Origin of the sequence: Streptomyces sp. HUAS ZL42 (assembly GCF_040782645.1) — a bacterium.
Lineage (GTDB): Bacteria > Actinomycetota > Actinomycetes > Streptomycetales > Streptomycetaceae > Streptomyces.
In genome coordinates, this window is the sequence record NZ_CP160403.1 from 97,303 (window position 1) to 110,227 (window position 12,925).

Consider the following 12,925-nt stretch of genomic DNA (forward strand, 5'->3'; position numbering starts at 1 on the left):
GAGAGCAATGCTCAGGACTTGTGGATCGGTTCCGGGAGGATGCACGAAGGGCGTACCTTCCCGAATGATCCCGTGATGGTCACCGAGTAGGCCCGCGTTCGCAGCGCGGGTCGGGAAGGCACGCCGTGCTCAGCGTAGTGAATGCCGACGGTTTGACGGAGTCTGGCTCCCTGATCGACGAGATTGTCCGCGAGGGCGCCTGGCGGATGCTGGCCGCCGCGCTGGAGGCAGAAGTCAACCAATACATAGCCGAGTTGGCGGCCGAGACTGACGAGCGAGGGCGGCGCCTGGTGGTGCGCAACGGCCGCCACCAGCCGCGGACCGTGGCCACCGCGGCCGGCCCGGTGGAGGTGACGGCGCCTCGGGTGAACGACCGCCGCATCGACGAGGCCACCGGCGAGCGGAAGCGGTTCTCCTCGAAGATCCTGGCGCCGTGGTGCCGCAAGTCGCCCAAGGTCAGCGAGGTGCTGCCGCTGCTCTACCTACGGGCTGTCATCGGGGGACTTTGTGCCGGCGTTGGAGCAGTTCCTCGGCTCTGCCGCCGGCCTGTCGGCCGCAACTGTGACCCGGCTGACGAAGCAGTGGGGCGAGGACCATGCCGCGTTCCAGAGCCGGGACCTGTCGGACAGGGATTTCGTCTACGTGTGGGCCGACGGGGTGCACCCGAGGGTCCGGCTCGGGCAGGTGCATTCGTGCGTGCTGGTCCTGCTCGGTGTCCGCGTGGACGGCACCAAGGAGTTGATCGCGCTCGCGGAGGGGTTGCGGGAGTCGACAGAGTCGTGGGCGGACCTGCTGCGGGACTGCCGCCGACGCGGCATGCGCGACCCTGAGCTCGTGGTCGGTGATGGTGCGATGGGACTGTGGCGGGCCCTGGCTGAGGTATTTCCCGCAGCCCGGCATCAGAGGTGCTGGGTTCACAAATCCCGGAATGTCACCAATGCCCTGCCGAAGTCGGCCCAGCCCGGCGCGACCAGGGCGATGCAGGAGATTTACAACGCCGAGGACCGCACCCACGCCGAGAAGGCCATTGAAGCGTTCGCGAAGACCTACGGCACCAAGTGGCCCAAGGCCGCCGCGAAGATCACCGACGACCGGGACGAACTGCTGGCGTTCTACGACTTCCCCGCCGAGCACTGGATCCACCTGCGGACCACCAACCCAATCGAGTCCACCTTTTCCACCGTCAAGCTCCGCACCAAGGTCACCCGCGGTGCCGGCAGCCCGGCCGCCGCCCTTGCAATGGTGTTCAAGCTGGTCGAGTCCGCCCAGGAACGATGGCGAGCGATCACCGGTGCCCACCTGGTGGCACTCGTCCGGGCGGGGGCCCGATTCGAGAACGGCGTCCTGGTCGAGCGCCTGGAGCAGGCCGCATGACCACACGAAGACAGGTGCACAGATCCGGCTCAGCGATGCGACACTGCCCCCATGACCAGGCCGGAGCTCTCCGAACTCGACTATCTGCGGGAGATCGAACGGCTCGCCAAGGCAGTTGCCTCCGCGGCCGCCGATGAGCACTGGTACGCCGGCGACACCGAAGGGGAGGGACCGCTCCAACGTAGTGTCAACGCTCTGGGACGGGCGCTGCTGCACTACCACTTCCCCCTGGACGGGTGCCTGGAGGAGGAGGCAGGGCGCCCACAGGTTCCTCTCGCTGCCGTTGCCGTCATCCGTCCTGAGGCCATGCCCGTCGGCACCGATGAGACCTACCCGCATGCCTGTGTCCGGCTGGGAGTGGAAGCCCGCCCCGAAGGGTGGGCATTGTGGGAGACCTGGGTCGACGGCAACGCGAAGGTCACCATGGTCGTCTCCGCCGTGGACACCACCGAGGGCTTGCTCACCAACTGGGCCAAGGGCAGGGACCTGCTCCCGGTCATGCCGTTGCCCTCCCAGATCGCCCAGGTCCACGCCGGCTGGACCGGCTGGGGATCGATCTTCTCCCCCTACGGCAAGAGGAAGCTCGGCCTCAACGGACAGCCGTGATCCACAGGTATTGACTATTGCTCCATGGACACCGTGGAGTTGGGCATCGTGCCGATGACTTCGTCTCTCAAGGTCCCACCCGGTACAGGTTTCTGGATCTATGACGACCGCCAGGTGGTCACCGAGGTATGGCATGCCGAGATGTGGCTTGATGACGTAGACACCATCGCCCTCTACCTACGTACGTGGAAGACGCTCCGCGAATCTGCGGTGTACGGCGCTGACGCCCACAACGTCATTAACGCAGCACGACGGGCACTGAATGGGCACTGCCGATGAGAAGGACGCTTCATTCACTGGTGTCGGAGCCTGTGGCTGTGGCTTGGGTGGCGAGGTAGGTTTCCAGCGCGTCGGGGGGTACGGGACGGGCGTAGTGGAAGCCCTGGCCGTACGGACAACCCAGGATGCGGAGGCGCTGTTCCTCGTCTGGTGTTTCGATGCCTTCAACAATGGTATCGAGGCCGAGCGCGCACCCGAAGCGGAGGATGGCCTGGATGAGGTTGTTGTCTATGTCAGCAGAGCCGCCGCGGACGAAGCTTTGGTCGATCTTGACGGCGTCGATCGGAAGGTTGCGCAGGTACGAGAGGGATGAGTAGCCGGTGCCGAAGTCGTCGATGGAAATGCGCACGCCCTGCTCGCACAGGATGCGGATATGGGCGGAAACGGTCTCAAAGTCGGCGATGAGCGTGCTCTCGGTAATCTCCAGGATCAGGGAAGCCGCGGGGAATCCGGTCTCGAACAGGATCTGCCGTACCGTCTCAGGGAAATGAGGGTCTTTGAGCTGGCGGCTGGAGACGTTGACGGCCACGCTTAGCGCGCCGTGCCCGGGCAGGGTTTCGTGCCAGTATCGTCCTTGGCGGCACGCCTGGCGTAGGACCCAGGCACCAATGGAGACGATCACGCCTGTCTCCTCGGCGATGGGGATGAACACTTCTGGTGGGGTCTCGGCACGGCCATGTTGCTGCCAGCGCAGCAGGGCCTCCACACTTGTCACCTCCTTAGTGGTGAGGTCGACGACCGGCTGGTAACGAAGCGTGAGTTCATTGCGGGTCAGGGCGTAGCGCAGGTCTTGAGCGATGCGGGCATGGTCCTGCTGCGCCAGGCTCATAGCGGGGTTGAAGAGGACTGCACGATTGCGGCCGCCGTCCTTGGCCACGTACAGGGCGATGTCGGCAGAACGCAGTACGTCATTGCGCGATGTTGGTTTAGTGACGGTGACTATGCCGATGCTGGCGGTGACGAAAAGGTTGCGCTGATCGGAGACCGCGAAGGGTCCCTTGAACCGCTCCAGGAACCGTTGAGCATAGCGTTCGGCGGGGGTGTCCTTGAGGTCCTCAGCGAGGACGGCGAACTCGTCGCCGCCTATGCGGGCGACCGTGTCGTTGTGGCGCGCCGCGCCCAGGAGCCGATGGCCGACGGCTACGAGGAGTTCGTCGCCAACCGGATGGCCGAGGCTGTCGTTGATGTCCTTGAAACTGTCCAGGTCGATCACCAAGAGCACGATGTTTCCGGTTGCTGAGGCGCGACCGAGAGCGTGTTCAACACGCTCGGAGAACAGAGCTCGGTTAGCCAGACCGGTCAATGTGTCGTGGAAGGCCTGATGGGCGAGCTGGTGTTGCAGTGTGCCCTGCTCCCGCAGGGCCTTCTCCGCCACATGGGCACGCTCTTGGGCCTGGTCTGCCAGAAGCATGATGCGCAGCACCAGCAAGAGGGTTAGGCCGGCGACGATGCCGGAGATGACGGCGGCATGCGCAGGCTGGTCACGCACATTACCCACATTGGCAACGATCAACACCGGTCCCACGAGGGACAGCAGGACGAGGACAGTCATACGGCTACGCGACAGCCTCTCCATATGCCGCGGCGTCAGCTGGGTCGTCACTGCCATGGAGGGGTGCAGGGCAGCCGCGCCCAGGAACAGATACGAAGCCATCCATAGCGAGTAGGACACGTCCGCGGCGATCGGGGCGCCCGTGGAAGCCAGCGTGGAGTAGTAGAGGGCATCGGCGGCTAGCGTGGCGGCGACCCAGAGCGTGAACAGCGCGAGCGCCGGCGAGTGCACCCCCGTGGTGAGCACCAGCCGCACGGCCATGCACAGCAGCACCAGATCCGCTAGCGGATAGGCCAGCGAGATGGCCAACGGCAACACGGACAGATGACTGCGCAGATACGGTGCGACGATGAAGGCCCACGCCAGTGTGGCCATCCCCAGCGTGGGGATCCCCGCGTCCAACAAGGGCGCCCAGCGCATGCCGCCGCTGCGGCGTGCCGAGGCCAGGCGGATCAAACCCGCGGCGAAGAACGGATACGCGCCCAGGTAAAGCGCGTCGGCCGCAGACGGGAAGGGCACCAAGTCTCCGCCGAACTGATAGGCGCCGAAGATCACGTCCGCCACGGCGAACAACGCCATCCCCACCGCGAACAGAGGCCCGGACAGGGGGCAGCATGACGGCACTACGGCAGGAACTGGAGGACTACCTGCGGCTTCGCCGCTCCCTCGGCCACAAGATGGCCGAACGGCCTGGCTGCTGACGGACTTCGTCACCTTCCTGGAGGAACGCGAGCAGACCCGTGTGACAGTTGCCGCCGCCCTGGCGTGGGTGAAGAAGCGGGAGGGCGAAGTGGTGACGACCGTGAGCCCTCGGCGGATCACCGCGGTCCGCGGCTTCGCTCGCTACCTCAGCGGCACGACCCGGCCACCGAGGTCCCGCCGCTGGGCCTGCTGCCCCACCGGCAACGCTGGCGGCAGCCCTGCGGATCACTCGCCGAAGCTCCCGCAGGGCAGTGACGAAGGAACAGGACTCATCGTGGACCAGCAGAGCGGCGGGTGGACCTTCCTGACCAACCATGCCCGCGTGCTGCCGGCCATCGCACACGAGCCTTCCGTCCGTCTTGGCGACATCGCCGCAGCCTGCCGCATCACCGAACGCACAGCCCAGAGAATCGTCTCCGACCTCGAAGAGGCCGGCTATCTCAGCCGCGCGAGAGACGGACGGCGCACGCAATACGACCTTCACCTGGATGGGGCACTTCGTCATCCGGCAGAAGCTCACCTGCCGGAGATACCCCTCTACGAATTACCTTCCAATGTCAACTCGACAGTCCACGAATCACCGAACTTATGCCCGGCTGCACCGACTCCCGAGTAGACCCCACTCAGGTTCAGCTTGTCACCAGCCGACGCAGGCTCAATGACGTCACAGAGTTCGGAGAATGACGACACGTCCTCCCCGTTGGCCGTGGTAATCACGGCGCCTTGTTGAATCTTTGCGCTGCCGGCCGGAGAGTTCTTGCGGACGTCGACAACGAACAGTCCGTCAATTCCCTTATCCTGAAGACGATTCTGCGCGTCCTGCACCGAAGCCTCAGCAATCCCGGCAAGCGCCGTCTCCTGCGGGAGATTTGGATCTGACACATTGCGAAGCCACCATCCTGGATCGTTCTTCATCGCTCCAGCAGCTAGTCCAGGAAGCACGGACTTCGCATTATTGCTACTTATGGCCTCGTACACCCGACGGGTTTTCCCTATCAAGGGATCTTCCTCTTCAGATGTCCCAGTGTTGATGCCAACCACTTCACCATCACTATTAAGTACCGGTCCTCCTTGGGTTCCGGGTTTCACTTCCGCAGAATGGTAAATCAGGGAGGGAAGGTCGGGGTCTGATGAAGTGGGGCCGACTGTCTCGGCGGGCTCATCTACTTCACCAGCGGTAGCAACGACGTCCGCTCCAGCGGTACCTGCATCCGTGTAACCAAGAGACGTGATGGCATCGTCGTCAACAACCAGGTCACTGTCCCCGAATTGCAGGCCCTTCAACCCTTTCAGGGGAGACGTAAGCTTAAGCACCGCCAGATCCTGGCAGAGATCGCTACCTAGCAACTGGGCAGGAACCGGCTGTTGCTTACCCGCTTGGAGAACCTCCAGGCTGCTCTGCCCCGCAGTAACGAACGCAGTGGTGACAACGAGGCCTCTGCTGGCGTCATAAACAAAACCAGTACCTGCAGCGGAGTCGCCTACCACTTGCACAACAGCCACCTTGGCCTGCTCACGGCCTCCGGGAGAGAGCTCGCCTGCTATCGCCACAGGAGCCCCGCACATGGCGACGAGGAGAGCCGACGCCAGGGAGAGATTGAGACTTGCGCTCATGGAGGACACGCCTCCCTCAGAGCTGTGAGCGATTCGCTTACGCACCCGGACCTAGCCCGGAAACATCACAGGTACTAGCGTAACCAGATAAGCCTGACGTGTCCTGTCGTGGAAACTGACGTGTCCTGTCATGGAAAGGTGAAGACTGAACAAAATTGGGCTGTTGCGCTGTTGCTGTGTGCCTCACCCCTCCTGTGATCTCAAGTTGCTCTATTGCCCTTGAGGCGTGAACTAGTGTCTCGTGATGCTGTTCATGGAACTTAGCTTGGCGTTTAATCTAGGCCGTTCACCTGACCCGCTGATCTTGGTTCGTTCCCGGGACAGCAGGGCGGCCGTTCTTCACGCTTCGAGGTGTCGAGCAACGTCGCGTGAAGGAACGGCCGATGGTGAAGAGTCTCGCCGCTGAACAGTCCTCTGACGCCGCGTTGGGTGTCCTGTCCCATTTTCGTGTCCAGTTCTACGACTGCCTCTACACGCGGGCGGATGCGCTCTTCGAGCACGCGGTGCTGTGCTCGGACGGCCCGGTGACGTCGCTGGTCGAGTTGACGCTCACGGCCGAGCAGCGGCGTGGGCACGGGGCGATGTACGACGCGGTCAAACACGGCTGGCTGGAACCGCGCCGCCTGCGCAGGCTGCTGGCTTCCACGCCGCTGCCGCGTGCCGCCGACGGGCGGATCGTGCTCGCGGTGGATGTGAGCAACTGGCTGCGTCCTGACGCCCCCACGAGCCCGGAGTTGCTGTTCTGCCACGTCTACGGGCGAGGCCGCAGCGCGGATCGGTCCCCGGCTGGCCCTACTCCTTCGTCGCCGCGCTGGAGACGGGGCGCACGTCCTGGACGGCCGTGCTGGACGCGATCCGGCTGGGGCCGGCCGACGACGCCACGGCGGTGACCGCCGCCCAGCTGCGCGAGGTGGTCACGAGGCTGGTACACGCCGGGCAGTGGCGGCCGGGCGATGCGGACATTCTCGTCGTGATGGACACCGGCTACGACGTCACCCGCCTCGCCTACGTCCTGGCCGACCTGCCCGTCGAGCTGGTCGGCCGGCTGCGCTCGGACCGGGTGATGCTCCGGGATGCCGGCCCGCGCCGCGCCACCCCTCGCGGCGGGCAGCCCCGCAAGCCCGGCGGCGTCCTGACCTTCTCCAAGCCGGAATCCTGGCACACCCCCGACCAGGCCACGGCGTGCGACACCACTCGCTATGGCACGGCCGAGGCCCTCGCCTGGGACCGGATGCATCCCCGCCTGCAGGCTCGTGGCCCCTGGCTCGACCACTGCGGTGAACTCCCTTTGATCCACGGCACGTTGATCCGGCTGAAGGTCGACCACCTGCCTGGCGACCGCGACCCCAAGCCGGTGTGGCTGTGGTCCTCGCGCACCGGCATGACCGGCGCAGACGTCGACCTGCGCTGGCAGGCGTTCCTCCGCAGATTCGATCTTGAACATACCTTCCGGCTGTTCAAGCAGACGCTCGGGTGGACCGTCCCCAAGGTCCGCGATCCGCACACGGCCGGCCTGTGGACCTGACTGATCATCGCCCAATGCCTCGAAGTTAGGGGCCCGGAGACGGTTGTCAAGAGGGTCGTGGAATGCTGCGGGCCTCTGCTATTCAGGGGATCGACCAAGATCTTCCCGAAAGCAGAGGCCCTGTGGTCCAGTCTGTCATGGGCGGCACGAGCGATGTGTTCGCCCCCGGCCATCTCGGTGAGTTAACGCAGGTCGTGCCCCCGGAGCTGGTTGACGCCGTCCTGGAGGAGACCGGAGCGCGGGAACGGCGGCTTCGATGTCTTCCCTCCAGGGTCGGGGTGTACTTCGTTCTGGCCTTGGGACTCTTCGAGCACCTCGGCGCCCGACTCGTGTGGACCAAGCTGGTCGCGGGGCTGACCACCCGCGTCCCCGAGCCTTCCGAGAAGGCGCTTCGTGACCTGCGCCGGCGGATCGGCCCGGAGCCGGTCAAGCGACTGTTCGAGGTGTTGGCGGGGCCGCTGGCCCAGCCGTCCACTCCTGGGGTGAGTTACCGGCGCTGGCGGACGGTCGCCTTTGACGGGTGCAGCAGCCTGATCGTCCCCGATCATGAACGGAACTGGTCCTGGCTCGGCCGCCCCGCCAGCCGACTCGGCCAGGCGGGATACCCCAGGTTGATGCTGATGACACTGTGCGAAACCGGAACCCGCGGCCTGATCGCGGCGGCCTTCGGCCCCGTAGCCAGGGGCGAGACGTATTACGCACAGCAGCTGACTTCGAACTTGACCCCGGACATGCTGCTACTGGCGGACCGCGCCTTCCACACCAATGACCTGCTCGCACAAGCCGCCCGCAGCGGCGCACAGTTCCTGGTGCGTTGCACCAGTCGTCGGCATCCGCCGATCCTGACGCTACTGCCCGACGGCTCCTACCTCACACGCATCGCCGGCCTCACCCTGCGCGTCATCGAAGCCGAGATCCGCACCCGCACCGCTGGCGGCAGCACCTTCGGCGAGACCTTCCGGCTGCTGACTACGCTCACCGACCACCGCACCGACCCCGCCCACCAGCTCGTCCGTCTGTACCACGAGCGATGGGAGATCGAGTGCGCCTACCTGGCACTGCGTCACACACTCCTCAAGGGCCGCGTCCTGCGCTCGAAGGATCCGGCCGGACTCACCCAGGAAGTATGGGGACTGCTCACCCTCTACCAGGCATTGCGGTCCGTGATGGTCACCGCCGTGGAGACCCAGCCGGGCACCGACCCGGACCGCGCTGCATTCATCATCGCCCTGGAGGCCGCCCGCGACACCGTCGCCCTCACCGTTCACCCGACAGCGAGCCCCGGACACGACGCCCGGGCGGACCTGGTCGGACACATCGGCACCCGACTCCTGCCCGCCTTGCTCCCCAAACGCCGCCCGAGGACCTCCGCCCGCGTCGCGAAGCGCGGAATCTCGCGCTACCACACCTGGAACCGCGATCAACGCCCCCGCGACAGCACGCCCATCACTGCCATCGACATCACGGTCCGAGCACCTACCTCCCGACCGCACAGGATCCGTCCCGGAAGGCATCCAGCCCCTGGGACCGGCTCTGCCAGATCCTTGCCGCGCACGCCAACCAACCCATGCACGCCCACGACCTCGCCGATCATATGGGGCTTACGGCACCCCAGTCCCGCAAGAACCTCGCTTCTCAACTCTGTCTCTGGACCCGCAACAGCCTGCTAACCCGCACAGCGCCGAATACGTACAAGATCACCCTGCCCGACAATTTGACACCGTCTCCGGGCCCTTAACTCGAGGCATTGGATCATCGCCGCCCACACCCGGCTCCGCCTCGCCCGGCCCCTCGCCGAGGACCTCCGCCGCCCCTGGGAACGGCCCGCCGAGCCGCGCCGGCTCACCCCAGCCCGGGTCCGTCGGGGGTTCCGCCACCTCCGCGTGAAGACCGCCCGTCCCGCTGGCGTGCCCCAACCCTCCCGGCCCGGGCCAGGACGCCCACCCGGCTCGAAAAACCGCAGGCCAGCCCCACGTCACGAGCCTGGGAAGACCGTGAAACGAATCGAAACCCTCACCGAACACGTCCGCCTGAAACAGCAGCGAGGATAAAGATCAAGCTAAGTTCCATGAACAGCATCACGAGACACTAGTCCGATGCAGCAACGCGGGCCGATGGTGAGATGTGCGATGGCCGGGACGGTGTCGCCTTCCCCCAGAGACTCGTTCCCAAGGACCGCGGATCACTCAATGGTCGGCATCTCCCTGAAGCGCGCGGCAAGTTCGCTGCGGGAGCGGATGCCCAGCTTGGAATAGACGTGTGTCAGGTGGTACTGCACGGTCTTGACCGAGATGAACAGCTCCAGCCCCACCTGCTGGTTGATCGCTCCGGCGGCGACGAGGCGGGCCACGGCCTGTTCCTGCGGGGTGAGGCGGGCCATGCCAGGTGTCAGGCGGGCGGTGTGCAGGCCTCCCGCCTGTAGCTCCCGGTCGCAGCGCTGCACGTACGCGTCGGCGCCGAGGGTGGCGTAAGCATCTCGGGCGTTCTTCAGGACGGTGTCGGCCTCGCGGCGCTTGCCGGCGCGGCGCAGCGTCTGCCCGTAGGCGAAGTTGACCCGGGCGCGGTCGTACGGCAGGGGCAGGTGCTCCAGATCTGCGAGGGCATGCTCGAAGTACTTGCGGGCGGTGTCGATGTCCCCGCGCGCGGCGACGAGCCGACCGCGTGCCAGCCCCAGCCGGGCCATGGCGGAACGACGGCTGCGGGCGGCTGCGCGCTCCTGGTGCGGGGTGAGGCAGGCATCTGCCTCGTCCAGGCGGCCGGTCATCACCAGGGCGTTGGCGTAGACGTCCGGCCAGGGCCAGAAGCCCGGCTCGTCGATCGACCTGCGCTCGGGGAGCTGGACGATGGGGGTGAGAGCCTCGATGACCCGTTCGTAGTCGCCGCGTGCCTCGGCGACCTGGGCGCGGGCCGGACAGGAGGGGACGAGCATGATCTCGTAGTGGTGGAGGTCGGCGGCGGCGCAGTCCGTCAGGCTCCAGGCAGCGCTGCCGGACTGACGGCGGCTCACCTGGGCTGGCTCACCCCCAGGGCGGCGGCGAGCTCGGTCTGCGACTCACCGGCCGCGTGCAGGAGCGCCGCCACCGCCGACCGCACCCGCTCTTCGAGACTCATACCCATGTCGCAGACTCTATCGCTCAAAACTCATGCATTATACGCAACTCGCATTGCGATTGGCTGTTCAGGGTGACTCGATCGGGGGAATCGGGCGCGCGTGCAGAACCTCGCTGCGGCCGGGCGCGTACAGACAGATGTGGAACCGATCCAAGAGGCGCACGTCGCCGAACCCGGGCTGCTCGTCATCGATGTCGCCGGCGCTGACGACGCGACCGTGATGGCCTTCCAGGCCGCTGTCGCCCGGACATTCTGCGAACGGCGACCTGGGAAAACGTGATCGGCTCCGGGCCATCCTCAGAACTCTCGCAACTGGGTCATTTATGAGAGTGACCGTCCGTAACAGTCGTAACGCTGCGCTACGTGTCGGTTGCTGTGGGCCGGGACCGTGGTGATCTGGGCGCGCGTCAGCTTGACCGTCGTCTGCAGAGTGGGAGCCTTGCGGCAGTTCCCTCGCGGAGCACACGTCGCCGATGTAGACCGGGTGCGCCCAGGGATCGCGGTCGGTGCCCGTCCCTCAACTGTCGGCCGGCTCTCCGGAGAGCCACTGCAGGGCGAACCAGAGTTCCATGCGGACGCCGGGGTCCTGGAGGTCCACGTCGAGGAGGTCGGCGACCCGGGTCAGGCGGTGGCGCACGGTGTTGCGGTGGACCTGCAGAGCCGCCGCGGTGCGATCCCAGCTGCCGTGAAGGGCCAGCCAGGTGCGCAGAGTATCGAGGAGGACCGCGGCCCCTGGCGACCCGGCCCGGTCCAGCGGGGCGAAGCGGGTGCGGGCGAGTTCCCGGGCGTCGGCGGGGGAGACGAGCGCGTGGAGGGTGAGAGCGTCGGCGGTGTGGACGACGGCGGAGGCCTCGGCGGCGATCGCGCGCTGCAGGGCGCGCTCGGCCTGGGTGTCGGCGTGCGGCAGGTCCTGTGCGGACGCGGGCGCGCTGTAACCGAGGACCCACCCGAGGTCGGCGGCCTGGGCGGGGACGCTCGGCCGGGCGTCGGGGGTACTGGGGATCAGCGCCTTCAGGCAGGGGCCGTCCATATAGACGTAGGGGGTGCCCAGCAGGGCGCCCAAGGCGGCGAGTTGGGCCGGGTCGCCGTCGGTCGGCGGCGCTGAGGCGGACCGTGTGGGCAGATGCCGCCCGTGCACCACCGTCCAGTGGCCGCCCCTCGCGCTGCCGGCGGACACGAGGGCGGGCGCCACCTCGGCGGGCTTGGCCCCGAGCATGAGCCGTACCAGCGCGCCGACGCTGTGGGTGTCGGTGCTCAGGGCGTGCCGCGGGCTGGTGAGCAGGGCCAGCAGGACCGTCGCCGTGCTCGTCACCCGGCGGTGCGCGACGGTCGGAGGCGTGGTGGCGGCCTGGCCGAGGGCCACCGTCGCGGTGGTGCGGTCCGTGCCGGGCAGGGTGTGGACGGCCAGATGGATCCCCTGGTCGGGTTCGTGGGCCGCTGCCGCCGTGGGGCCGCCCCATTGCCGCAGGGTGCGGACGGCGAGGTCGCGGAGGAGCGTGGGGGCGTCGGGGGGTGCGGGGCGGGGGCCCGCCGAGAAGAGTTCGGTGCCCTGGGCGTCGTAGAGGACCGACCAGGCGCCGGTGTGGGCGGCGAGCTGGCCCAGGACGGCACGGAGGGCGTCCGGGCGGGCGGCGGCCGAGGCCAGCGCCGATTGCGCCCGGGAGATCTCACGCAGCTCGCGGTTGCGGGCCTCGGCGATCGCCGCGTAGGCGGCCTGCCCGACGGCGACGAAGGGGGTGGCCGGCGGCAGACGCAGCAGCGGCAGCCCGTGCCGGTCGCAGGCCCGGACGAGTTCGGACGGCACCTCCGGGTGCACAGGGGCGACGCCGAAACCGAGCGCGGCGACTCCTGCTGCGACGACCCGTCGTACGTACGTGTCAACGCCGTCCGCGTCGTCGGGGAGCCGGACCCCCGCGGTGAGGAGGAGTTCGCCGCCGACGAGGTATGGCGTGGGGTCCTCGATCTCCGTAGTGCCGACCGTGCTGACCGGGCGGTCCCCGGCCGCCGGACCTGCGACCTGGGTGAGGCCCAGCCCCGGGTCGGCGAGCAGAACGGCGAGGCGCACGGACGGCTGCTCGGCGTTGGCGGATTCATCCAACGAACATCTCCACATTGGGCAGAAGCGGCACTTCAGTCCCAGTACACCCCGTGGCTACGGTCAT

General features: G+C 67.0%; 8 protein-coding genes and 4 pseudogenes. 8 read left to right on the forward strand and 4 right to left on the reverse strand.

Going from position 1 to position 12,925, the window contains the following annotated elements; translation table 11 throughout:
* The first annotated feature begins 125 nt into the window (after nt 1–125).
* The 3 genes and pseudogenes from ABZO29_RS00565 to ABZO29_RS00575 all read left to right on the forward strand — a co-directional run.
* Nucleotides 126–1,374 (forward strand): annotated as a pseudogene (locus ABZO29_RS00565) (IS256 family transposase).
* Nucleotides 1,375–1,425: 51 nt separating this feature from the next.
* Nucleotides 1,426–1,980 carry a hypothetical protein gene (locus tag ABZO29_RS00570; RefSeq protein ID WP_367318148.1) on the forward strand — a complete coding sequence of 185 codons (555 nt, stop codon included), beginning with the start codon at nt 1,426–1,428 and terminating at the stop codon, nt 1,978–1,980.
* Between the two features lie 24 nt (nt 1,981–2,004).
* Nucleotides 2,005–2,259: pseudogene (locus ABZO29_RS00575) on the forward strand (Scr1 family TA system antitoxin-like transcriptional regulator); the annotation flags it as partial.
* A gap of 10 nt (nt 2,260–2,269) precedes the next feature.
* Here the strand turns inward: ABZO29_RS00575 and ABZO29_RS00580 are convergent.
* On the reverse strand, nt 2,270–4,390 hold the full coding sequence (locus ABZO29_RS00580) for a putative bifunctional diguanylate cyclase/phosphodiesterase (RefSeq protein WP_367318149.1): 2,121 nt from the start codon (nt 4,388–4,390) through the stop codon (nt 2,270–2,272).
* 445 nt (nt 4,391–4,835) lie between these two features.
* Between ABZO29_RS00580 and ABZO29_RS00585 the strand changes: the two genes are divergently transcribed.
* Nucleotides 4,836–5,129 (forward strand): helix-turn-helix transcriptional regulator, encoded by a 294-nt coding sequence (locus ABZO29_RS00585; protein ID WP_367326014.1) that lies wholly within the window; start codon nt 4,836–4,838, stop codon nt 5,127–5,129.
* On the opposite strand, the gene ABZO29_RS00590 is transcribed toward ABZO29_RS00585, so the two are convergent.
* A complete protein-coding gene (locus tag ABZO29_RS00590) occupies nt 5,051–6,127 on the reverse strand; it encodes a S1C family serine protease (RefSeq protein WP_367318150.1) in 1,077 nt (358 codons plus the stop codon). The two genes, ABZO29_RS00585 and ABZO29_RS00590, sit on opposite strands and share 79 nt — an antisense overlap.
* A 383-nt stretch (nt 6,128–6,510) precedes the next feature.
* Here ABZO29_RS00590 and ABZO29_RS00595 point away from each other — a divergent pair.
* The 3 genes and pseudogenes from ABZO29_RS00595 to ABZO29_RS00605 all read left to right on the forward strand — a co-directional run.
* Nucleotides 6,511–7,649 (forward strand): annotated as a pseudogene (locus tag ABZO29_RS00595) (transposase); the annotation flags it as partial.
* A gap of 140 nt (nt 7,650–7,789) precedes the next feature.
* Nucleotides 7,790–9,322 carry an IS4 family transposase gene (locus ABZO29_RS00600; protein ID WP_367318151.1) on the forward strand — a complete coding sequence of 511 codons (1,533 nt, stop codon included), beginning with the start codon at nt 7,790–7,792 and terminating at the stop codon, nt 9,320–9,322.
* Nucleotides 9,323–9,400: 78 nt separating this feature from the next.
* Nucleotides 9,401–9,703: pseudogene (locus tag ABZO29_RS00605) on the forward strand (transposase); the annotation flags it as partial.
* Between the two features lie 131 nt (nt 9,704–9,834).
* Here the strand turns inward: ABZO29_RS00605 and ABZO29_RS00610 are convergent.
* The gene (locus tag ABZO29_RS00610) at nt 9,835–10,659 is read right to left on the reverse strand and encodes a LuxR C-terminal-related transcriptional regulator (RefSeq protein WP_367318152.1); all 825 of its coding nucleotides are present in this window, start codon (nt 10,657–10,659) and stop codon (nt 9,835–9,837) included.
* Between the two features lie 204 nt (nt 10,660–10,863).
* Between ABZO29_RS00610 and ABZO29_RS00615 the strand changes: the two genes are divergently transcribed.
* On the forward strand, nt 10,864–11,043 hold the full coding sequence (locus tag ABZO29_RS00615) for a DUF6207 family protein (RefSeq protein ID WP_367318153.1): 180 nt from the start codon (nt 10,864–10,866) through the stop codon (nt 11,041–11,043).
* A 237-nt stretch (nt 11,044–11,280) separates the two neighbouring features.
* Here ABZO29_RS00615 and ABZO29_RS00620 read toward each other — a convergent pair whose 3' ends face one another.
* Nucleotides 11,281–12,861 (reverse strand): PucR family transcriptional regulator, encoded by a 1,581-nt coding sequence (locus ABZO29_RS00620; RefSeq protein ID WP_367318154.1) that lies wholly within the window; start codon nt 12,859–12,861, stop codon nt 11,281–11,283.
* Between the last annotated feature and the right edge of the window lie 64 nt (nt 12,862–12,925).